The following is a 20,959-nucleotide window of genomic DNA, read 5'->3' as shown; positions in this document are numbered from 1 at the left end:
GGTTATTTATCCTCTAATGTCAGCGCGTCATTCACCAGCGCTTGTTGTTCTGCTTTATGTTGGCTTGCCAGACCTGTTGCCGGCGACGCCGAAGCGTTACGGCCCACATAGGACGGGCGGGTGTTTTTGTGTTCGATACGGGTCAGAACCCATTCGATGTTCGGTTCTACAAAGGACCAAGCCCCTTGGTTCTTGGGCTCTTCCTGACACCAGACAAAATCGGCGTCCTGAAAACGTTGCAGCTCTGTCACCATGGAATGGGCGGGGAACGGGTAGAACTGTTCCAGACGCAGCAGGTAGATGTCATCAATCCCGCGTTTGTCGCGTTCTTCCAGCAGATCGTAGTAGACCTTGCCGGAACACAGAACCACCCGCTTGATCTTGGCGTCATCCACCAGTTGCGTGTCGGAATTGCCGTATTGCGCATCATCCCAAAGCACGCGGTGGAAGCTGGAGCCTTCGGCCATTTCTTCCAGTTTGGACACGGCCATTTTATGGCGCAGCAGGGATTTTGGCGTCATCAGGATCAGCGGCTTGCGGTAGGTCCGGTGCATCTGTCGACGCAGGATGTGGAAATAGTTCGCAGGCGTTGTACAGTTCGCCACGATCCAGTTGTCCCCGCCACACATGGTCAGGAAGCGTTCCAGACGCGCGCTTGAGTGCTCTGGCCCTTGGCCTTCATACCCATGAGGCAGCAAACAGACGAGCCCCGACATCCGCAGCCATTTGCTTTCGCCTGAGCTGATGAACTGGTCGAACATGATCTGCGCACCATTGGCGAAGTCCCCGAATTGCGCTTCCCAGAGGGTCAGCGCATTGGGTTCCGCAAGGGTGTAGCCGTATTCATACCCAAGCACCGCATATTCTGACAGCATGGAGTCGATGACTTCATATTTCGCCTGTTTGTCCGCGATGTGGTTTAGCGGCAGGTAGCGCTCTTCGGTTTTCTGGTCGATAATACCGGAGTGACGCTGACTGAATGTACCGCGGGTGGAATCCTGACCCGACAGTCGCACCGGATACCCTTCGCGCAGCAATGTACCAAAGGCAAGCGCTTCGGCTGTGGCCCAGTCGATGTTCTTACCGGAGTTGAACATCTCTTTTTTGGCTTCCAGCAGCCGTGCCACGGTGCGGTGGACGTTAAAGCCGTCGGGCAGGGTGGTCAGGGCATCCCCGACGCTGCGCAAGGAGTCCTCGTTCACGGAAGTCGCACCGCGCTGGTATTCCTCACCCCGTTTATCAAGATGGGACCAGCGTCCGTCCAGCCAGTCGGCCTTGTTGGGTTTAAATGTTTTCCCGGCCTCGAACTCTTCGTTCAGATAGGCCTGAAACGCGGCTTTCTGGTCTTCGATTTCGCCCTCGGGGATCAGACCGTCCTTTACCAGACGCTGCGTATAAACCGCGAGCGTGGTTTTGTGTTTTTTGATCTGGGTGTACATTTCGGGGTTGGTGAACATGGGCTCGTCGCCCTCGTTGTGGCCGAAACGACGGTAACAGATGATGTCGATCACCACATCCTTGTGGAACTTCTGCCGGAATTCGATCGCCACTTTCGCCGCATGGACCACAGCTTCGGGATCGTCGCCGTTTACGTGGAAGATCGGTGCTTCCACCATCAGGGCGATATCGGTGCAATAAGGGCTGGAGCGCGAGTTATGCGGCGCAGTGGTAAAGCCGATCTGGTTGTTTACGACCAAATGGATCGTCCCACCGGTTTTATGGCCTTTCAGACCGGACAGGCCGAAACATTCCGCAACCACACCTTGTCCAGCAAAGGCCGCATCGCCGTGCAGCAGGATTGGCAGCACCTTGGTGCGTTCTTCGTCATTCAGCTGTTCCTGTTTAGCACGGGCCTTGCCCAGAACCACAGGATTGACCGCTTCAAGGTGAGAAGGGTTCGCAGTCAGGGACAGGTGCACAGAATTGCCGTCGAATTCGCGGTCTGAAGACGCGCCGAGATGGTATTTAACATCACCTGACCCATCAACACTTTCGGGTTTGAAACTGCCGCCCTGAAATTCGTTAAAGATCGCGCGGAATGGCTTTTGCATCACGTTCGACAAAACGTTCAAACGGCCACGGTGGGGCATGCCGATGATGATGTCCTGAACGCCGAGCGCGCCGCCCCGTTTGATGATCTGTTCCATCGCGGGGATCAGGCTTTCGCCGCCGTCCAAACCAAAGCGTTTGGTGCCAGTGTATTTAACGTGTAGGAACTTCTCAAAGCCCTCGGCTTCGACCATCTTTTGCAGGATCGCCTTACGACCTTCCTTGGTGAAGTGGATTTCCTTGCCGAAACCTTCGATCCGTTCTTTCAGCCAGCTTGCCTGTTCCGCATCGGAAATATGCATGTATTGCAGCGCGAAAGTGCCACAATATGTGCGTTTCACGATCTCTAGAATCTCGCGCATGGTGGCTGTTTCCAGACCCAATACGTTATCCAGAAAGATTGGCCGGTCCATATCGGACTCAGAGAAACCGTAGTTTTCCGGCTTCAGTTCCGGCAAGTCGCCGGTTTTGCGCATATCAAGCGGATCAAGGTCCGCTGCCAGATGTCCGACAATGCGGTAGGCGCGGATCAGCATCAAGGCACGAACCGAATCCAGCACAGCCTGACGCACCTGCGTTTCTGAAATCGCGACGCCTTTTTCAGCGGCTTTTTCGGTGATTTTCTTCTCGGCGTTCGCGCTCGGGTCCACGCCCCATTGACCATCCAGTGCGGCTGTCAGGTCATCATTTGGCTGGGGGGGCCAGTCTGTGCGCGCCCAGCTTGGACCGGCTGCTTCTGCCTGAACGTCCTTTGCCGGATCATCCATAGAACGGAAAAAATCGCCCCATGCTGCATCCACTGCAGAGGGGTCTTTCGTAAACCGCGCATAAAGCTGTTCGATATATTCAGCATTATGTCCCTGCAAAAAACTCTCAGCATTAAACTGGTCGTTGGAAGGATGTTCGGTCATGGTTTGTGGTCCTTTGCGGGATAGCTCAGGGAGGTTGAGAGAATAGCAGACGCCGGAATATTGATGTTCAGGCTGGATTTTAAAGTTTCTCGGTCCAGAAAGACGAGTTGGGAATGATGCATGGCGGTCCTGTCCGCGCCGTATTCCGTGGGTATACGCGCATAGCCTTTGTCGTAAGTTAGGGCCGTATGTTCAGTGCGCAAGGGGGCGGTCGATGCTTCGCTCAAGGCGAAATCGCAGGTGACCTGGATTTGCATCAGCGAGGTCTTCAACCAAGATACCAGTAGCAGTTCGGTTTGGCGGCCTGCTTTGCGGGTCAGAATGCGGGTCTTAGCGTTTGTCAGGTCTTTCTTGCGAAAATACCCCTTCGCCGCGGCCCGTTTCAGATCCAGCACATAAGCTTGCGAGCGTCCGCCGCTGTCCCCTGCAAAATATTGCGGCATCCCGATCCAGGCGAGGGCCTCGATGACGGGTTTGGTTTGTTTTTCGACAACGCTCCAACCTTCTGCGCTCAGTGCGTTTTCCAGATCGGCAAAGCTTTGCGCCGGAGTGGTGCAAGTGGCCGCGTCAAAAGCGTGCGCAGCTGGGGCAAGCCCTACCAAAAGCAAAGCACACAAGGCGCGACGGGCGCGCCTTGCCAGTTTATAGCCGCCAGTCAGGAACATGTGCGCAGCATCCGCGCAACCTTCAGGGCGGCGGGGCATCAGCCGATAGCCTTGATCACAGCTTCGCCAAGACCGGCAGGGCTGTCAGCTACAACGATACCAGCAGATTTCATCGCTTCGATCTTGTCTTCTGCGCCACCGACGCCACCTGCAACGATCGCACCGGCGTGACCCATGCGACGACCCGGAGGCGCTGTGCGGCCAGCGATGAAACCGGCGCAAGGCTTGGATCGACCCTTCTTGGCTTCGTCTTTGAGGAACTGTGCGGCTTCTTCTTCTGCAGAACCGCCGATTTCGCCCAACATGATGATGGAATGCGTGTCTTCATCTGCAAGGAACATTTCCAGACAGTCGATGTGCTCTGTGCCTTTGATCGGATCGCCGCCGATGCCGATGGCTGTGGACTGACCCAGACCCGCTGCAGATGTTTGACCAACCGCTTCATAGGTCAGCGTACCGGAGCGGGAAACGATGCCCACAGAACCCGGTTTGTGGATGTGGCCCGGCATGATGCCGATCTTACATTCACCCGGCGTGATAACACCCGGACAGTTCGGACCGATCAGCAGGGATTTGGAGCCTTCAAGCGCCCGTTTTACCTTCATCATGTCCAGAACCGGAATGCCTTCGGTGATGCAGACGATCAGTTCCATTTCCGCATCAATGGCTTCAAGAATGGAATCCGCAGCGAAGGGCGGGGGGACGTAGATCACAGAAGCATTGGCCTCGGTCATCGCTTTGGCTTCATGGACAGAGTTGAAAACCGGCATGTTCAGGTGAGTTTGCCCGCCTTTGCCCGGTGTCACACCGCCAACCATTTGCGTGCCATATTCAATAGCCTGCTCAGAGTGGAAAGTCCCCTGAGAGCCGGTGATGCCCTGACATATAACTTTGGTGTTCTTGTTTACGAGTACGGCCATAGTGTTTGTTCCTTGGTAATTTGGGGTAGGGCGGGGTTCACCCCGCCAATAAGCGCTGGCGGGGTGAATCCCGCCCTACTTTAGCCTTTGACCTCTTTAACGATCTTCTGTGCAGCATCGCCCAGATCGTCCGCAGCAATCACGGCTAGGCCGCTCTCGTTGATGATCTTCTTTCCTTCTTCGACGTTTGTGCCTTCCAGACGCACAACCAGCGGAACCTGAAGGCCGACTTCTTTCACAGCCGCAACAACGCCCTCTGCGATTACGTCACAGCGCATGATGCCACCAAAGATGTTGACCAGAATGCCTTTGACGTTCGGATCGGACGTGATGATCTTGAAAGCCTCGGTTACTTTTTCAGTGGTCGCACCGCCACCCACATCAAGGAAGTTGGCAGGCTCTGCGCCGTACAGCTTGATGATGTCCATTGTGGCCATCGCCAGACCGGCACCGTTCACCATGCAACCGATTTCACCGTCCAGCGCAATGTAGTTCAGATCGAACTTGGAGGCGGCGAGTTCTTTGGGGTCTTCTTCGGTTTCATCCCGCAATGCCAGAATATCCTTCTGACGGTACAGAGCGTTGCCATCAAAACCCATTTTCGCGTCGAGACACTTCAGATCGCCTTTATCAGTGACGATTAGCGGGTTGATTTCCAGCATCTCCATGTCGCGCTCGACGAACATTTTGTAAAGCTTCGCGATCAGTTGAACGCACTGTTTAACCTGTGCGCCTTCCAGACCCAGCGCGAATGCAACGCGGCGGCCGTGGAATGCGGACAGACCGGATGCCGGATCAACCGAAAAGGAAATGATCTTTTCGGGCGTGTTGGCTGCAACTTCTTCAATGTCCATGCCACCTTCAGTGGAGGCCACAAAAGAGACGCGGCTGGATACGCGATCCACCAGCAGCGCGAGGTAGAGTTCTTTTTCGATGCCCGAACCGTCTTCGATGTAAACGCGGTTTACCTGCTTGCCAGCCGGACCGGTTTGATGGGTAACCAATGTGCGGCCCAGCATCTTGCGTGTTTCTTCTGCGGCTTCTTCCACGGATTTAGTCAGGCGCACACCACCTTTTTCGCCAGCGGATTCCTCTTTGAAAGAGCCTTTACCGCGTCCACCTGCGTGGATTTGTGCTTTGACAACCCAAAGCGGTCCGTCCAGCTCTCCTGCGGCGGTCTTGGCATCTTCGGCGCGCAGAACCACGCGGCCGTCGGATACCGGAGCACCGTATTCTTTCAAAAGTTGTTTGGCTTGATATTCGTGAATGTTCATGCGAGCTGTCCCTTAGGCAAAGAATTCACCTGTTGGTCGCACATCCCGCACTGTGTTTGAAGGGAAAAAGAAGAATTTTCCCCGTATCGGCACAAATATGCTGTTATGTGATCACACGATAAAATTATGTGATCACATAATGCATTGGCCGCCCGTCGCATATTTGATTCGGTCTGTTATGCTTGGGTAAATTCGCCGGTAGCACCTTGCGATGACCGGCGCGCGATCCCAGATTTACGCGATATCGTCTGTCAGCTCTGATACTGTCATATCTTTCACGAGGACCGTGTTGCCACCGCCGAAATCGAACAGGACATCGCTACCGGTTTCCTCGGCGTAAGTGTCCATAAAAGCGTTTGCCCCCATGAAATCGCCGGATTTTGTCCTGTAGAGGTCCGTATCGAAAACCAGAGTGTCTTCGCCATCCTTGAAATCGGTGATGGTAAGTTTGTCGTTCTCAGTCTTGCCAAAGTGGAAACTGTCCGACCCGCCGTCGCCGGCAACCGTGTCATTGCCTTTCCCGCTGTAAATATCGTCCGCACCAGATCCGCCGAAAATTATGTCACGGCCTGATGATGTTTCGATGTAGTCCGCGCCTCCACCCCCATGAACTGTAGCGCCTCTGGACTCGTCCCAAATAGTGTCCTTTCCCTTGCCGCCGTAGTACAAATTGGTCCCGATCCCGAACCCTTCCAAGTTGTCGTTACCCTTACCGCCGTAAAGGCTGTTGTTGCCGTCGTCAGCCGAAAGCCTGTCTGCACCGGCCCCGCCAAACAGCGCGTCGTTTCCCGCACCACCGTGGAGCGCATTCTTCCCGTTATCGCCAGTAAGATGGTCATGGGAGGAATTTCCAAGCAAGTTTTCGATGCTGTGATAGGTATCACCGGCAGCAGCGCCGGCGTTCTTGCTGTCGTCTTTCAGGGATGCAATCACAGCGCCAGCATCCCTTTCGTACGATGCGGTGTCGTTGCCTTTACCACCATAAAATTCGTCCGCACCTTCCCCGCCATAAAGATCATCGGACCCTTTCTGCCCGAAAATTTTATCTTTACCGGCGCCTCCGATAACTTGATCCGCGCCCGCACCGCCGAGCAACCTGTCATCACCGTTCCGGCCGTCAATAAAATCAGAGCGTTTGGCCCCTTTAATCAAGTCGCGCCCGTCACCGCCGTAGAGATAATCAGAAGCATTTCCGCCGAAAATTTTATCGTTGCCGCTGTCGCCAGAAGCCTGCATTTCAATCAGCCCGCCAAACAGCTCTGTCTCAAGATATATTTTGTCACCGCCACCGCCGCCATAAACGACCCCGTCACCTTCAAGCAGGTAAAGTTTGTCGCGCCCGCCACCTCCGTAAAGCTCGCTTTGCTCAGGGCCCCCAAACAGATAGTCCTTACCAGCGTCACCGAAGAGTCGATCTACGCCAAACGAACTCGAATAACCGGATGCTCCGCCGTAAAGATGATCGTTCCCTTTGCCGCCGTAAAGGTAGTCCTGACTGTCGCCGCCAAACAGGGTGTCGTTGCCGTCCTCGCCGTCGATCAGATCCGAGCCTCCGAGGGCATATACAATATCATCGCCCGCTCCGAGCCTGTAGTTGTCGTCATCCTTCGTCCCTGTGATAGTGTCGTCTTCGACGAAAGAGACGTGATCTGTGAAGCGGGTGAAGCTGAAGGACTGGTTCTGGGCAAGATCTCCGGATTCGATCGGGCCTTCACCGGTCAGGCTCGACACGAAGTTTCGGAGTTGCGCAGTGGAGTCCACTTTTACTGGATCTCCTGCAATATTAATAAAGACGAACTCTGTCCGCGACAGATGGATCAGCATGATGTCGGATGTTTTGTCGTCGCCCCACTCGATACGACCAACGTCGATATCCTGAAAGCCATCCAGTCCGTTGTAAATCGTACCGTCGATGACGACCTGCTGCGGGACCGTGTTCAACGTGACGGGAGACAGGCCTTTGGGTTCATCATCGCCAAAATGGTAGCTCAGCGTCTCCCCGATATGATTGAATGTCATTGCCACACTGGAGTTATTGTTTACCAGTGTAAGGACGTCTTTTTTATCAGTTGCTCTAAATGCGTTAAAAATATGCGTGGTCATCGGCCCCTCCTAATATTGCCCGAAATGCTAACGGAACTGCGTGTGCATTTCAAGTTTAGCCAGGTCAGTTCCAGGGCAGCACGGTGTAACGGATCAGCTTCATCGTTCCACAAATACTCAATCCAATGTGTTTGGTAGGATCCCACAGACCGGACTGGGGAAGGGGCACCGGCGCAGTTTTCGTTGCTGTGCCGGTGCTGTATTATATTGGGCGGGAGCTTGTAGCTCCCTCCCTTTTCATGCATCCGGCTTGTTTACTTCCGGACGATGCGCCCGTCGGTGTAAGGCTTGTAAGGGGCATTCTCTGCCAGATACTCGGCCAAAACGTCCGCAACATCTGGTCCATAATCATAGGCGTTTTCCGCGTCGCGGAACATTTTGAACCCGTCACCGCCACCACGCACATAGTTGTTAGAGACAAGCCCGTAGGTTGCGGCTGGATCGATTGGCGCGTAACCGTCACCTCTGTCCACCATCACATTGCTAATCCGGCCTTCACCTGCAGGTTTGGACGGGTCCCACATGAAGGTCAGACCGGCCACCTGCGGAAAGCGGCCTTTGACCTCTTCCACTTGGCTAACCCCGTTTTCCAGCGCGTCGATCACGGTCTGCCCGCTGACCTGAAAGGTGGACAGTGTGTTTTGGAAGGGCAGCACGCTTAACACTTCCCCCATAGTCACTTCGCCCGCATCAAGAGAGGCCCGCAATCCGCCGGAATTCGCGATTGCGATCTGAATCCCCTGATCTTTCACCCGTGCCAACATGGCATCTGCCACCAGATTGCCCATCTCGCATTCCTCGATCCGGCAGACTTCGCGGTTGCCTTGGACAGATGCCGCGGTCTCGGCCACAACTTTATTGCGAATTTCATCCAGTGGCACGGCCGCTTCTGCGATGCGGGCCTTGGTGTCGGCATCCTCGGCAACTTCACCATCTACAATCACCGGTTCCCCCTCGGCACTGACGATTTCGCCTGCGTCGTTGAAGGTTACATTCAGTTCGCCCAGAAATTTGCCATAGGCATAGGCCTGCACAATCGCCGTATCGTCAACCATTGTGGGGTAGGGGCCTTGTGCGCGCTCGTTGGTGTTGCTCAGCAGTGTGTTGGTATGACCCCCGACGATCACGTCCACGCCAGTTGTTTCCGCTGCAACCTTTTGGTCCACCATATAGCCCGAGTGGGACAGAACGATAATTTTGTTCACACCCATTTCCGTCAGCCGGTCCACTTCGCCCTGAACCGCATCCACCGGATCGGTGAAGGTGATATTGGGGCCGGGACTTGCCAGTTCGTGGGTGTCATGGGGCGTCAGACCGATCAGGCCGAGCTTTTCGCCGCCCCGTTCAATCACGGTGGATTTGGCCAGCTTGTCCTTGAGCAATTCCTCGCGCGAAACATCGGCATTGGACATCAGCACCGGAAAATCCACGGCATCCATAAACCCGCGCAATACTTCGGGGCCGTCGTCGAATTCGTGATTGCCAACGGTCATCCCGTCATAGCCAAGCTTGTTCATCATCTCGGCGGCCAGCTTGCCTTTATAATAGGTGTAAAAGAGAGAGCCCTGAAACTGGTCCCCCCCGTCCACAAGAATAGAGTTGTTAGACCGCGCCCGCGCATCCGCAATCGCTGTGACCAGACGGGCAGACCCGCCAAAACACTTGCCCGCGTCATTGTCTTCAGCAGAACAACCGCTGTCGTATTTGCTGATCGGTTCAAAGCGCGAATGGAAATCGTTCGTGTGCAATATGGTCAGGGAATAATCCGCAGCCGCCGCAGAAGCGCTTAGCGCGAGGGCGGATATGGTGGTGAGAAGTTTGGCAGACATAAAGCAGCTCCTAAAGATCAGGCGGAAGGCCGACAGACACAGGCAGAAACCGTGTCGCGGCAATGAAAGGCGATAAACACAGGGTTGAGTGTTCCGCCTCGTCTCTGTTCTGTCAAGGTTTCCCTAGGTGCAGGAGCGAATTGCGCCTTTTCACGCCGCGCTGCTTGGGGTAGCTACACAACAGAGTATTTAAGCGAGCAGAACGGAAAGCAGGCAGCCGTGCGGATAATGATTACCAATGATGACGGAATTTCCGCGCCCGGACTGATGGCGCTGCATGAAATTGCCAGTGCTATCGCCGGAGAAGAAAACGTCTGGACCGTTGCGCCTGCGTTTGAACAATCGGGCGTCGGGCATTGTATTTCCTACACCAAACCGATGCTGCTGACCGAACTCGATCCGCGCCGCTTTGCGGTGGACGGATCACCGGCGGATTGCGTGTTGGCAGGGCTGTTTGAGGTAATGAAGGACAATCCACCGGATTTGATCCTGTCCGGTGTGAACCGGGGCAATAACGCCGCCGAAAACACGCTTTATTCCGGCACCGTCGGTGCTGTGATCGAGGCCGCCATGCATCAGGTCAAATCCATCGCGCTGTCCCAGTATTTCGGACCGGACAACCGCGATCTGGAGGACCCGTTCGAAGCCGCGCGCGCCAGTGGCGAACAGGTTGTGCGCCAGCTATACGAAGAAGCCCCGTGGCACGACGGCCCTTACGAGCTGTTTTACAACGTGAACTTCCCGCCGTGTTCCGGTGCACAGGTGCAGGGCGCCAAAGCGGTGACCCAAGGCTGGCGTGCGAATACAGAATTCACCATCGACCCGCATACCATCAACAACCGTCGCTTCCTGTTCATTCAGGGCGGGCCGCAGGACCAGCCCACGGAACCGGGCAGTGATGTGCATGCCAATCTGCAAAACTATGTCTCGGTCACGCCAATGCGGGCCGATTTGACCGCGCACCAATCAATGGCACAGCTGCAAAAGGTCTTTGCCTGATGGTCGATGCGCAATCCATGATGCAGTATATGTTCGCTCTGCGCGCAGCCGGCGTCACAGACAAGCGCATCCTGAATGCTATGGAAAAAGTGCCTCGGCACCTGTTCGTGCAAGGCCATTTCCAACCCCGCGCCTATGAAGATACAGCCCTACCGATTGCCAGCGGTCAGACCATCAGCCAGCCATCTGTGGTCGGAAAGATGACCAAGGCACTGGATGTGGGGCCGCGTGACAAGGTGCTCGAAATCGGGACCGGATCGGGCTATCAGGCGGCGATCCTGTCCCATCTGGCACGCAGGGTCTACACGATCGAGCGGCATCGCGGCCTTGCGCGCGGCGCGCAGCGGGTTCTGGACGAACTGCGCTTGGCGAATGTGATCGTTATGACAGGGGACGGATCGCTCGGTCTAAGAGATCAGGCTCCGTTCGACCGCATCCTTTTAACAGCTGCGGCAGAAGACCCGCCTGCAAATCTCTTGGCGCAATTGCGTGTCGGGGGTATTATGGTATTACCCGTCGGGCAAACGGATGCTGTTCAACATCTGATTAAAGTGGAAAAGCTGGAAAACGGCTTTGAGTACACAGAGTTAGAAGCGGTGCGCTTTGTGCCATTGGTAGAGGGGATCTCTCCGGATCCCTAAGAAATAAGCCTGAAACTGGGCAAACGATTGAGGTGAGCGGTATGACGAAGCGTATTACAGGACTTCGCAAAAGTGCAATTCTTCTGACAGGCGGCGCAATTCTGCTGATGGGCTGTGACACCGGTCCGGGCAGTCTGACCGACAGACTGGATCGCAAACCGACTGTGAATAACGCAGTTGTCGAATCCGCTCCAAGACCCAAACCCGACAGTCGCGGGTTGATCACCTATCCCCATTATCAGGTCATCGTAGCAAAGCGCGGTGACACAATGAACGACGTAGCCAGCAGGATCGGAATGAGCGGCGTTGAACTGGCCCGTTATAACGGTCTTGACCCGAATTACATGCCCCGCTCCGGCGAGGTTCTGGCATTACCCAAAGGCGTTGTTATCCCGGTCGGTTCCACTGCCGCCACAACTGGCACTGCTGGCACGGCGACGGGTACGAACAATATCGAAGCGATTGCATCTTCTGCAATCGGGCGCGCGGGCGATCAACAGACTGCCGCTGTGCAACAAGGCCCCGAACCGATCCGCCATGTTGTCGAACAGGGCGAAACCGCCTATTCCATCGCGCGGCTTTACCGGGTGTCTGTCACGTCGCTGGCCAGCTGGAATGGACTTGGCAAAGACCTTGCCGTGCGCACCGGACAGCGCTTGCTGATTCCCGTGGTCGAGGACGGCACACCGGCTCGCCAGACACAGGAAATCGCCGCGGTTGAACCGGCTCCGGGGCAGGGGTCCATCACACCAATCCCGCCAAGCGCGGTTGAACCGCTGCCAGAACCTGTTGAGGAAGCTGTTATTCCCGACAGCCCAAACCTTGCAGCGGATCGCACCCCTGCGGGCGCGTCCCGCAAACTGCTCAAACCGGTGTCCGGTAAGGTCCTGCGGGGCTACTCCAATAAACCGGGCGGGAACGAAGGTCTGGATATTGCGGCCGATAAGGGCACAGCCGTCAAGGCCGCTGAAAACGGCGAGGTCGCTTTGGTGTCTTCCGCTGGCGGCAACTCCAAAATCGTTTTGGTTCGCCATCCCGACAATCTTTATACGGTGTATTCCAATCTGTCCGATGTCTCGGTTACGAAAGGCCAAAGTGTAAACCGTGGCCAGTCATTGGGCAAAGTTGCAGGCGGTTCGCCGGGGTTTGTACACTTTGAAATCCGGCGCGGCACCGAGAGCGTTGACCCGACACCCTATCTGTAACACCGCTTCCCGAGCGCCGCGTAACAGACTGCAAAAACAGAAAAACCCCGCCGTGTTGGCGGGGTTTTGTCGTTCTGTCGTTGTTCTGTTGCCGGTCTGACAGGCTAGCGGTTTACGCCATCTTCCCGTCAGCAGTGATCATGGTTTTGCCACCGAGCCATGGGTGAAGTGCCTCTGGCAGTTTGACCGAACCGTCTTCCTGTTGGCCGTTTTCCAGCACAGCAATCAAACAGCGACCGACCGCCAGACCGGAACCGTTCAGCGTGTGCACAAACTCCGGCTTCTTCTCGCCGGTGCGCTTAAAGCGGGCGTTCATGCGGCGGGCTTGGAAATCGCCACAGACCGAACAGGAACTGATCTCGCGGTAGGCGTCTTGTCCGGGCAGCCACACCTCGATGTCGTGGGTCTTGCGTGCGCCAAAGCCGATGTCGCCGGTACACAGAACAACGGTGCGGTAGGGCAGTTCCAGACGTTCCAGAATACCCTCGGCGCATTTGGTCATCCGGTCGAGTTCGTCGAGACTATCTTCGGGGCGCGTGACGCTGACCATTTCGACTTTCTCGAACTGGTGCTGGCGCAACATGCCCGACGTGTCGCGGCCCGCCGAACCCGCTTCGGAACGGAAACACAGCGAATGGGCGGTGTAGCGACGGGGTAAAGTGGACTCTTCCATCATCTCGCCAGCGGCAAGGTTGGTCAGCGTAACCTCGGATGTGGGGATCAGCCACCAGCCGTTGGTGGTCTGATAGCTGTCCTCGGCAAATTTCGGCAGTTGGCCGGTGCCCATCATCGCCTCATCGCGCACCAGAACCGGAGTGTTCACCTCGGTCAGGCCGTTTTCGCTGGTGTGGGTGTCGATCATAAACTGCGCCAGCGCACGGTGCACGCGCGCCACAGCGCCCGACATCACAACAAACCGCGAACCGGACAGTTTGGCCGCCATCTCAAAGTCCATGCCGTCCTGAACGGCAGGCAGTTCGAAATGTTCTACAGGTTTGAAATCAAACGCCTTTGGAGTACCCCAAGTGTGCAATTCCACGTTGTCGTTTTCATCCACGCCAAGCGGCACATCTTCATGGGGCAGGTTCGGGATGGTCGCCAGAAGATCCTGCAAACGCTGGTCTTCGGCCTTGGCTTCTTCTTCCAGCGTCGCGATTTCGGCCTTTTTATCCGCCACAAGCGCCCGCAAACGTTCAAATTCAGCCTCATCGCCCTTCGCCTTAGCCGCGCCGACTTGTTTGCTGGCCGCGTTGCGATCCGCCAGAGCTTTCTCGGCTGCGGTGATCTTGGTGCGGCGGGATTCATCAAGCGCGAGGATTTGGGACGACATCGGCGCCAATCCACGTTTCGCCAGTGCGGCATCAAACCCTTCGGGGTTGTCACGGATCAGTCGAATATCATGCATCGTCCTTAAGCCTTTCAAAGTAACGGAGTCGGTGATGAAGGCGGGATATAGGAAACCGGCGCCAAGGTTAAGGGGCTTTGTGAAACAGCGACAGTCAGCGTGTTGTGGCTGCATCTTAAGGCGTCGGATACCGGCGTTAACTCTGTGTTAACGGCTATCGGGCAGGGTGGGGGTATGCGTGAACTTTGGATTGTCTGTGTTGGAGTAATTGTGGTGCTTTCGGGGTGCGATACTCCGACGGTTGGGTTTTCCTACGATAAAACGGGGCGGATCGACATCGGGAAGAACCGGTTTCTGGTTTATTATTCGGACAAGCAGGCCCAGGCGATCCGGCTCAACAATCAAAGCCTGCGTGGGCTGAAAGGTACGATGGCGGATGGTGGGGCTGCGATTGAAGCGGTTACAGGCTGCAAGATCACCGCTCTCCATGCGAAATCTGATACGGTGCTGACCCGTGCATCTTTGCGCTGTTAGATCTATGAATTGTAAGGATGTTTACTGTGTTTAAAGCGATTAAACTTTGCTGTCTGATCCTGTTGGTTGCGGGATGTGTCGGGCGTGATTTGGAAATTACGGCGAAATTTGACCCGCGGGAGGCAGCCCTTATCAAGCGGGGCGGCTCAGCGAAACTGTCGGGGCAGGCGTTTATGCGCCAGAATGGTGGCGGTGTTGTGACTTGTGCAGGGGAAGATGTGAACCTTTTTCCGGCCACACGCTATGCCACGGAACGGTTTGCAAAAATTTACGGGGACGTCTCTGGCGGGCGGATCAATGTATTTCAGGGCGTCACAACCAAAGGGGTCCCACCGGAGTATCTGGAGTACCGTCGGGTGGCGACCTGTGATGCGGATGGGGACTTTGAATTCTCCGGCATCGCGCCAGGCACCTATTATGTGCAGTCCCGCGTGGTCTGGATGGTGCCAAACAGCTACTTCCCTGAAGGTGGATCGGTGGCCAAACGTATCACATTGCGCGCCGGACAGCGGTTAAGGGTGCTGTTGAACTGACAATATTTCAGGGCAGGCGGGTCAGGTCATCCCCGCCTGTTTCTTCACGTTGCGCCAAAGGCTGAAGAACGCTTCAGACGGCAGCACTTTATCCGTCCATGTTTCAGAGCGCGGCGTGATAATATTGTCTGGCAGGATCGTGGACCCATCGCCCACTGTTCCGGCCAATTGTTGTTCGTCCAGATGTTTGGCATCTGTGAAGTCGGTGTTTTTCACCGCTGCAAAGCTAAGTTCCGTTGCCGAGAAATTCGCGTTTTGGAACTTGGCGAGAGAGAGTTGCGAGCCGTGTAGCACCGCCCAGTCCAGCCACGCATTAGACAGTGTCGCACCGGACAGCCATGCCTCGGTCAGGTTGGCTTTGAACAAATCGGCCCCGTCCAGCGCGGCGTTCTTCAACCGTGCACCGCGCAGGTTTGCCACACAAAGGCTCGCGCCGTTCAGGCTGGCGTCATCCATAATGGCATTGGCTAGCTGGGCATTGGTCCAATCAATCCGGTCCAGATGCACACCGCGCAGGTCGAGCACGTAACGCTCGGACTCTTCCAGCGCAATCGCGTCTTCTGAACGGCGGCCAAGGATCGTCGCAGCCGCCTGTATATCCGCACGCGGAACGGCGTAGGTCAGACAGGCGGCTTTGTCGCTTGCGTCCAATTCGGTGCGCTTGATCTTGAGGCGACGGGCTGCGTCCTGTTCTTTCTGGCGGGTCGCTTCAGCGTCAATATAGGGCGCGTTGGCATTTTCACGGATATAGGCGCAGATGGTTTCGGTGATTGGAATGTGATCGCGCTGGCTGTCCTTGCCAATCCGCTCCAGCAGGTAGAGCGCGCCCATACGCACCTCCAGATTCGGTTCGGACTGCTGTTTGTTGTCCCGCCAGACCACCCGCTCCGCCCCGAGTTTTTCGACGGCTTGGGAAATCCGGTCGGTCAGATAGCTTTCCTCGCTCGCACGGGTGCGCCGTTCCGCGTGAAAAGCATTCATAATCAGCAGTGGCATGGACAGCAATCCAACGAGCGAGGCAATCATCCCCACAATCGCCAGAACATGCCAGCGCATGGATTCCACGCCAATTGCTTCGCCAAAAGAGATTGCAAGCATCCAAATAGAGAAAAACACCAGAAAAATGAGGGAGATCCAGATTGGAGAGACCAGAATCGACATCCAGCCGATCACGCGCAGCAGCGGTTTTTCGGTGCGGCGGAAGAAATCGAACCGTCGCCGCCAGCCTCGCCACAGCTTGTAACGCAGGGCCAAAATAAGCAGCAACACCACCGCAGCAAGCGCCCAAGGCACCGTCTCTGGTGTGAGAGCGGTTGGAATCGTAATTGCGGGCAGATCGAGCACAAGCCCGCGTTCCGGTGTTTCCATGGACTGTCCCCCCGACAGATGCACAAGGCGTATTAGATAAATGTTACAGTAGTATAGCGACTAGAGTGCGCCGGATTTATTGTCTTATCAACTTATTTGACGCAAACTTACTCGGGGGCAAGGGCGCAATTTGATGATCGTTTCCGTTCGGGAAACGAAGCGCGCTGGTGAGGTAGGATTTTCTTGATTTTCGGAAATCTGCACGCTGCCGAACGCTCTAAGAACCGTGGTGAGGGGCATATTACAGGCGGATTGCGCGATTCGTTCTGTTCTGTCGCTGCATTAGCTCTTGTCAGCGGCCTTGCTATCCCCCATCTGAAGTTCTAGGTTCCACGCGGAAATTCGGTGGCTGAACGGGCTGCCCGCTACAAAGGATAAAAATATGTTTGCAAGTCCTGCTTATGCACAGGCAGCCGGTGGTGGTTTGGGTGGAATCGGGGGCTTTGTGCCGCTGATTCTGATCTTTGGCATCATGTATTTTCTGATGATCCGTCCCCAGCAAAAGAAGCTGAAAGAACACCGCGCTATGGTCGAAGCCCTGCGCAAAGGGGATCAAGTTGTCACCGCTGGTGGTTTGATCGGTAAAGTGACCAAGGTCAAAGACGACAACGAAGTCGAAGTCGAACTGGCAACAGGCGTTAAGGTGCGGGTGGTTCAATCCACGATCCAGACTGTTCTAAGCAAGACAGAACCGACAACATAAACATTCCTGAATGCGCATCGGCCTCCGGTGCGCATTTTTGGCTATAATAACAAGAACAAGGGCAGAGCATGCTTCAATTCCCCCTTTGGAAAAAGATAGTGATCTGGGGCATTTGCGCCCTTGGAATTCTGATGGCCGCACCCAACCTGCAGTACACGCAGGTGGAAGAATACAATGATGCGACAGCTGCTTTAGAAGCTGGTGCAGAGGAGACGCCGGAGTTAATGGCGAAGGCCCAGAACTGGCCGTCTTTTCTACCGTCTTCGCTGGTGAATCTCGGGCTTGACCTGCGGGGTGGTGCGCATTTGCTGGCAGAGGTCCAATTGGGCGAAGTTTATTCCGCCCGTATGGACGATATGTGGCCGTCCGTGCGCGATGCCCTGCGTGAAAAGCGCAGCGAAATCGGCACCATACGCCGCGTGGACAGCCCTGACGACGAACTGCACGTTCGTATTTCCAAGCCGGAAGCGATCAATTCGGCTGTCACCGCCATTCGCGCCCTTGCGCAGCCTGTTGTGTCTTTGACCAGTGCGGGACAGACCGATATAGAGGTCAGCTCTAGCGGCGCCGACATTATCGTGCGCCTGTCCGAGGCAGAAAAGCTTGCCACGGACCAGCGGACCTTGGAACAAACCCTAGAAATCATCCGTCGCCGCGTAGACGAGGCTGGCACGCGTGAGCCGACAATCCAACGGCAAGGCACGGATCGTGTCCTTATTCAGGTGCCCGGTATTGGCTCCGCTGAGGAGCTGAAAGACCTGATTGGCACCACCGCAAAACTGACGTTTCATGCGGTTGTAGGGCGGACTTCAGACCAGAACGCACGCGTTCAATCCCGTCAGATCATGCTCCCCGCCGAAGACGAGCCAGGCATTTACTACATTCTTGAAAAGACACCTGTCATCAACGGCGACCAGCTTGTGGACGCGCAGGCAGCGTTTGATCAGAACAATCAGGCGGCTGTCAGCTTCCGGCTGAACCCGTCGGGCGGGCGCATCTTCGGCGAATACACTGCTAATAACATCGGCACGCCTTTTGCAATTGTTCTGGATGGCGGCGTTGTGTCCGCCCCGACAATTCGCAGCCATATTCCGGGCGGTTCGGGCATCATCACGGGCCGGTTCAGTGTAGAAGAAACCGCAAAGCTGTCGATTCAGCTGCGGGCAGGGGCATTGCCTGCGAAAGTGACCTACCTTGAAGAACGGACCATCGGGCCGGAACTGGGGCAGGACAGCATTGAGGCGGGGCGTATTGCCTGTATCGTTGCCTTCGCCGCTGTTCTTATCTTCATGGGGCTAAGCTATGGCGCCTTCGGTCTGTTTGCCAATGTGGCACTGATCATTAACGTGGCTTTGATCTTCGGATTGCTTAGCGCGATTGGTGCAACGCTGACACTGCCCGGCATCGCGGGGATCGTGCTGACTATCGGGATGGCGGTGGATGCCAACGTGCTGGTGTTCGAGCGTATCCGCGAAGAGTTGAAATCCGCCAAAGGACCGGCTCGCGCGATCGAGCTCGGTTACGAGCGGGCGTTCTCGGCCATTATAGATGCGAATATTACGACACTGATTGCAGCCGTGATCCTGTTTGTTATGGGCTCCGGTCCAGTGCGTGGCTTTGCGATTACCCTAGGCTTTGGCATCGTTACCTCCGTGTTTACGGCAATCTGGGTCACGCGGTTGCTGATCTCCACATGGATGCAATACCGTCGTCCAAAGACAATCGAAGTTTGAAGGAGCAAGAGACATGCGTTTGAAACTGGTTCCCGAAAACACGAATATTAACTTCTTTGGTATCACCTATATCACGGTTGGACTGTCTGCTTTTGCGATGATTGCCTCTGTGGTGCTGTTCCTGACGATGGGTCTGAACTACGGCATTGATTTCAGAGGGGGCACGACAATCCGCACGGACAGCGATGTTAGCGTGGATGTCGGCGCTTACCGCGATGCGCTGACGCCGCTGAATCTTGGTGATATTTCCATCACCGAAGTGACTGATCCGACCCGCCCTGATTTGAACGTGGCGCAAGTGCGCATTCAAGCACAAGAAGGCGCGCAGTCGATTACCAACGAGACCATCCTCGCCGTGAAAGCCGCGCTAAGCGACGTTGACAGCACCATGACCTTTCCTTCGGTAGAAAGTGTCGGACCGAAAGTCTCGGGAGAGCTGGTCTGGACGGCTGTCGAAGCTGTGGTTCTCGCGGTATTGGCGGTGCTGTTTTATATCTGGCTGCGGTTTGAGTGGCAGTTCTCCGTTGGTGCGGTTCTGGCGCTGATCCATGACGTAACACTGACCATCGGCGTGTTCAGTCTGTTGCAGATCAAGTTCGATCTGGCGATTATCGCCGCACTGCTGACGATTGTAGGCTATTCGCTAAATGATACCGTGGTCGTGTTTGACAGGGTGCGGGAAAATCTGCGCAAGTTCAAAACCACGCCACTGAAAGACGTTCTGAACCTCTCTATCAACGAAACGCTTAGCCGGACGGTGATGACCTCTGTCACAACACTGATCGCGTTGATTTCCCTGTTCGTGCTGGGCGGCGATGTGATCCGCGGCTTCGTATTTGCGATGATCTGGGGCGTTCTGGTGGGGACTTATTCCTCGGTGTTTGTAGCATCCAGCTTGCTGCTGCATCTTGGTGTGACACGGGACAAATCCAAGCCCGACAACACCTCTGGCAACCAGTTCGCGAATATCGACGCCTGACGTGCAAACCCTGACAGAACTTGTGCAGCTGCCCGGTCTGTGGTGGCTGCTTCTGGGCGCTTCCATTGCCGGAGTGGTGCGCGGCTTTACAGGGTTTGGCACAGCGATGGTCTATCTGCCCTTTGCAGGGGCGGTGGTTAGTCCGGTGACAGCGCTGGTTTCGTTGCTTTCAATGGACATTTTCGGCCCATTGCCATTGGTGCCAAGTGCCCTGCGTAAGGGCCAACCCCGTGATGTTGCTTTGCTGGGGGTCGGGCTGGTGTTAATGTTGCCCGTCGGCCTGTATTTTCTGGTGCGAATGGAATCTGACACTTACCGATATGTGGTGTCGATCAGTACTCTGCTGTGTGTGCTTATCCTGCTGTCTGGGGTGCGCTATGCGGGGCGTCTGTCAAAGCCGGTGATTGCGACCACAGGTGGCATCGGCGGCTTTCTTGGCGGCATTGCCGGATTGCCCGGTCCGCCGGTCACAGTGCTTTATATGGCCAGCCGCCTGTCTGCGGAAACCGTGCGCGCCAACATGATTCTCTATTTGCTGCTGGCCGACGTTGCGATCTTCCCGATACTCGGGTTTCAAGGGGTGCTCGGTTGGGACGCGATTTTCATCGGAATGCTGGCGCTGCTGCCTTATATGGCTGGCACGGCAATCGGTGCGGCACTGTTTGATCCTGCGCGCGAAAACCTGTATCGAGCAGCAGCATTCATCGTGATAACCGTATCTGCCCTGATGGGGCTGCCGGTTTGGGGCTAGCCGCCTTCGCGCCAGTACAGGAGAGAGCACATGAAACTTACCGAAGTCACCTTTGACGGACAGCCCCCTGTGGATGCCTACGGACCGGGCTTTTTCCGTGTCAAAGACCAACCTCGTGACGGTGCCCTGTTCCTCAGCGCGAAGGGCATCACAGGCTGGGAGGGGCTGGATGATCCTGCGCCGCTGCTCGCGCTTGCTGATAGCTTTGACATTCTGTTTGTGGGCACCGGTGCGGACATCGCGCCCTTGCCTGCATCATTGCGGGCTACTCTGGAAGACGCCGGTGTCGCCGCTGAAGTTATGTCGAGCCCAAGTGCGTGTCGTACCTATAACATCCTGCTGTCCGAAGGCCGTCGCGTTGCCATTGCTGCTTTACCGGTCTGAGCGCGCAATAGGGCTTGGCTTTGCGCTTCCAGG

18 protein-coding genes are annotated in these 20,959 nt (G+C 55.8%); 10 read left to right on the top strand and 8 right to left on the bottom strand.

From position 1 onward, the window contains the following. Positions 1-2 precede the first annotated feature (2 nt). The 6 genes from IEX10_RS11675 to IEX10_RS11650 all read right to left on the bottom strand — a co-directional run bounded on the left by IEX10_RS11675 (position 3) and on the right by IEX10_RS11650 (position 9,751). Positions 3-2,960, bottom strand: coding sequence for a 2-oxoglutarate dehydrogenase E1 component (locus IEX10_RS11675; RefSeq protein ID WP_188675285.1), 2,958 nt, complete (start codon positions 2,958-2,960; stop codon positions 3-5). Continuing rightward, positions 2,957-3,664 (bottom strand): hypothetical protein, encoded by a 708-nt coding sequence (locus IEX10_RS11670; RefSeq protein ID WP_188675282.1) that lies wholly within the window; start codon positions 3,662-3,664, stop codon positions 2,957-2,959. Before IEX10_RS11670 ends, IEX10_RS11675 begins: the two co-directional genes overlap by 4 nt. Further along, positions 3,664-4,545 carry a succinate--CoA ligase subunit alpha gene (sucD, locus tag IEX10_RS11665; RefSeq protein ID WP_188675280.1) on the bottom strand — a complete coding sequence of 294 codons (882 nt, stop codon included), beginning with the start codon at positions 4,543-4,545 and terminating at the stop codon, positions 3,664-3,666. The genes IEX10_RS11670 and sucD overlap by 1 nt, the downstream gene beginning before the upstream one ends. An 80-nt stretch (positions 4,546-4,625) precedes the next feature. After that, a complete protein-coding gene (sucC, locus tag IEX10_RS11660) occupies positions 4,626-5,819 on the bottom strand; it encodes an ADP-forming succinate--CoA ligase subunit beta (RefSeq protein WP_188675276.1) in 1,194 nt (397 codons plus the stop codon). Between the two features lie 234 nt (positions 5,820-6,053). Then, the gene (locus IEX10_RS11655) at positions 6,054-7,922 is read right to left on the bottom strand and encodes a calcium-binding protein (protein ID WP_188675273.1); all 1,869 of its coding nucleotides are present in this window, start codon (positions 7,920-7,922) and stop codon (positions 6,054-6,056) included. Positions 7,923-8,176: 254 nt separating this feature from the next. Next, complete coding sequence (locus IEX10_RS11650; protein ID WP_188675270.1) at positions 8,177-9,751, bottom strand: bifunctional metallophosphatase/5'-nucleotidase; 1,575 nt, start codon at positions 9,749-9,751, stop codon at positions 8,177-8,179. A 219-nt stretch (positions 9,752-9,970) separates the two neighbouring features. Between IEX10_RS11650 and surE the strand changes: the two genes are divergently transcribed. From surE to IEX10_RS11635, 3 genes are read left to right on the top strand one after another with little or no spacing between them, the layout of a single operon-like run. Continuing rightward, positions 9,971-10,750: a 5'/3'-nucleotidase SurE gene (surE, locus tag IEX10_RS11645; protein ID WP_188675267.1), complete on the top strand. Its 780-nt coding sequence runs from the start codon at positions 9,971-9,973 to the stop codon at positions 10,748-10,750. After that, positions 10,750-11,391, top strand: a complete 642-nt coding sequence (locus tag IEX10_RS11640; RefSeq protein ID WP_188675264.1) for a protein-L-isoaspartate(D-aspartate) O-methyltransferase — start codon at positions 10,750-10,752, stop codon at positions 11,389-11,391. The genes surE and IEX10_RS11640 overlap by 1 nt, the downstream gene beginning before the upstream one ends. Positions 11,392-11,432: 41 nt before the next feature. Further along, positions 11,433-12,596 (top strand): peptidoglycan DD-metalloendopeptidase family protein, encoded by a 1,164-nt coding sequence (locus tag IEX10_RS11635; RefSeq protein WP_188675261.1) that lies wholly within the window; start codon positions 11,433-11,435, stop codon positions 12,594-12,596. A 112-nt stretch (positions 12,597-12,708) separates the two neighbouring features. Here the strand turns inward: IEX10_RS11635 and serS are convergent, their stop codons facing one another. Further along, a complete protein-coding gene (gene serS / locus IEX10_RS11630; protein ID WP_188675258.1) occupies positions 12,709-14,001 on the bottom strand; it encodes a serine--tRNA ligase in 1,293 nt (430 codons plus the stop codon). Between the two features lie 174 nt (positions 14,002-14,175). On the opposite strand from serS, the gene IEX10_RS11625 reads away from it, so the two are divergent. Beyond that, complete coding sequence (locus IEX10_RS11625; RefSeq protein ID WP_188675255.1) at positions 14,176-14,475, top strand: hypothetical protein; 300 nt, start codon at positions 14,176-14,178, stop codon at positions 14,473-14,475. A gap of 26 nt (positions 14,476-14,501) precedes the next feature. Then, a complete protein-coding gene (locus IEX10_RS11620; protein ID WP_188675253.1) occupies positions 14,502-15,008 on the top strand; it encodes a hypothetical protein in 507 nt (168 codons plus the stop codon). Between the two features lie 21 nt (positions 15,009-15,029). On the opposite strand, the gene IEX10_RS11615 is transcribed toward IEX10_RS11620, so the two are convergent. Further along, complete coding sequence (locus IEX10_RS11615; RefSeq protein ID WP_188675250.1) at positions 15,030-16,376, bottom strand: pentapeptide repeat-containing protein; 1,347 nt, start codon at positions 16,374-16,376, stop codon at positions 15,030-15,032. A 382-nt stretch (positions 16,377-16,758) separates the two neighbouring features. Between IEX10_RS11615 and yajC the strand changes: the two genes are divergently transcribed. From yajC to IEX10_RS11590, 5 genes are all read left to right on the top strand, one after another. Next, the gene (gene yajC, locus IEX10_RS11610) at positions 16,759-17,079 is read left to right on the top strand and encodes a preprotein translocase subunit YajC (RefSeq protein ID WP_188675247.1); all 321 of its coding nucleotides are present in this window, start codon (positions 16,759-16,761) and stop codon (positions 17,077-17,079) included. A 68-nt stretch (positions 17,080-17,147) separates the two neighbouring features. After that, positions 17,148-18,812: a protein translocase subunit SecD gene (gene secD / locus IEX10_RS11605; protein ID WP_188675244.1), complete on the top strand. Its 1,665-nt coding sequence runs from the start codon at positions 17,148-17,150 to the stop codon at positions 18,810-18,812. Positions 18,813-18,825: 13 nt separating this feature from the next. Next, complete coding sequence (gene secF, locus IEX10_RS11600) at positions 18,826-19,791, top strand: protein translocase subunit SecF (protein WP_188675240.1); 966 nt, start codon at positions 18,826-18,828, stop codon at positions 19,789-19,791. A 1-nt stretch (position 19,792) separates the two neighbouring features. Continuing rightward, complete coding sequence (locus IEX10_RS11595) at positions 19,793-20,542, top strand: TSUP family transporter (RefSeq protein ID WP_188675237.1); 750 nt, start codon at positions 19,793-19,795, stop codon at positions 20,540-20,542. Positions 20,543-20,572: 30 nt separating this feature from the next. Next, the gene (locus IEX10_RS11590; protein WP_188675234.1) at positions 20,573-20,926 is read left to right on the top strand and encodes an Mth938-like domain-containing protein; all 354 of its coding nucleotides are present in this window, start codon (positions 20,573-20,575) and stop codon (positions 20,924-20,926) included. The last annotated feature ends 33 nt before the right edge of the window (positions 20,927-20,959 follow it).

Origin of the sequence: Neptunicoccus cionae, from assembly GCF_014643735.1 — a bacterium.
Taxonomy (GTDB): Bacteria; Pseudomonadota; Alphaproteobacteria; order Rhodobacterales; family Rhodobacteraceae; genus Amylibacter; species Amylibacter cionae.
This window is presented reverse-complemented; position numbering and strand designations above follow the sequence as displayed.

Bases quoted from the DNA above. Each gene is read 5' to 3' on its own strand.
- sucC (WP_188675276.1), bottom strand. From the start codon at position 5,819: ATGAACATTCACGAATATCAAGCCAAACAACTTTTGAAAGAATACGGT.
- IEX10_RS11635 (WP_188675261.1), top strand. From the start codon at position 11,433: ATGACGAAGCGTATTACAGGACTTCGCAAAAGTGCAATTCTTCTGACA.
- IEX10_RS11625 (WP_188675255.1), top strand. From the start codon at position 14,176: ATGCGTGAACTTTGGATTGTCTGTGTTGGAGTAATTGTGGTGCTTTCG.
- sucD (WP_188675280.1), bottom strand. From the start codon at position 4,545: ATGGCCGTACTCGTAAACAAGAACACCAAAGTTATATGTCAGGGCATC.
- serS (WP_188675258.1), bottom strand. From the start codon at position 14,001: ATGCATGATATTCGACTGATCCGTGACAACCCCGAAGGGTTTGATGCC.
- yajC (WP_188675247.1), top strand. From the start codon at position 16,759: ATGTTTGCAAGTCCTGCTTATGCACAGGCAGCCGGTGGTGGTTTGGGT.
- IEX10_RS11640 (WP_188675264.1), top strand. From the start codon at position 10,750: ATGGTCGATGCGCAATCCATGATGCAGTATATGTTCGCTCTGCGCGCA.
- IEX10_RS11675 (WP_188675285.1), bottom strand. From the start codon at position 2,960: ATGACCGAACATCCTTCCAACGACCAGTTTAATGCTGAGAGTTTTTTG.
- IEX10_RS11655 (WP_188675273.1), bottom strand. From the start codon at position 7,922: ATGACCACGCATATTTTTAACGCATTTAGAGCAACTGATAAAAAAGAC.
- IEX10_RS11590 (WP_188675234.1), top strand. From the start codon at position 20,573: ATGAAACTTACCGAAGTCACCTTTGACGGACAGCCCCCTGTGGATGCC.
- IEX10_RS11615 (WP_188675250.1), bottom strand. From the start codon at position 16,376: ATGGAAACACCGGAACGCGGGCTTGTGCTCGATCTGCCCGCAATTACG.
- secD (WP_188675244.1), top strand. From the start codon at position 17,148: ATGCTTCAATTCCCCCTTTGGAAAAAGATAGTGATCTGGGGCATTTGC.
- IEX10_RS11650 (WP_188675270.1), bottom strand. From the start codon at position 9,751: ATGTCTGCCAAACTTCTCACCACCATATCCGCCCTCGCGCTAAGCGCT.
- secF (WP_188675240.1), top strand. From the start codon at position 18,826: ATGCGTTTGAAACTGGTTCCCGAAAACACGAATATTAACTTCTTTGGT.
- IEX10_RS11670 (WP_188675282.1), bottom strand. From the start codon at position 3,664: ATGCCCCGCCGCCCTGAAGGTTGCGCGGATGCTGCGCACATGTTCCTG.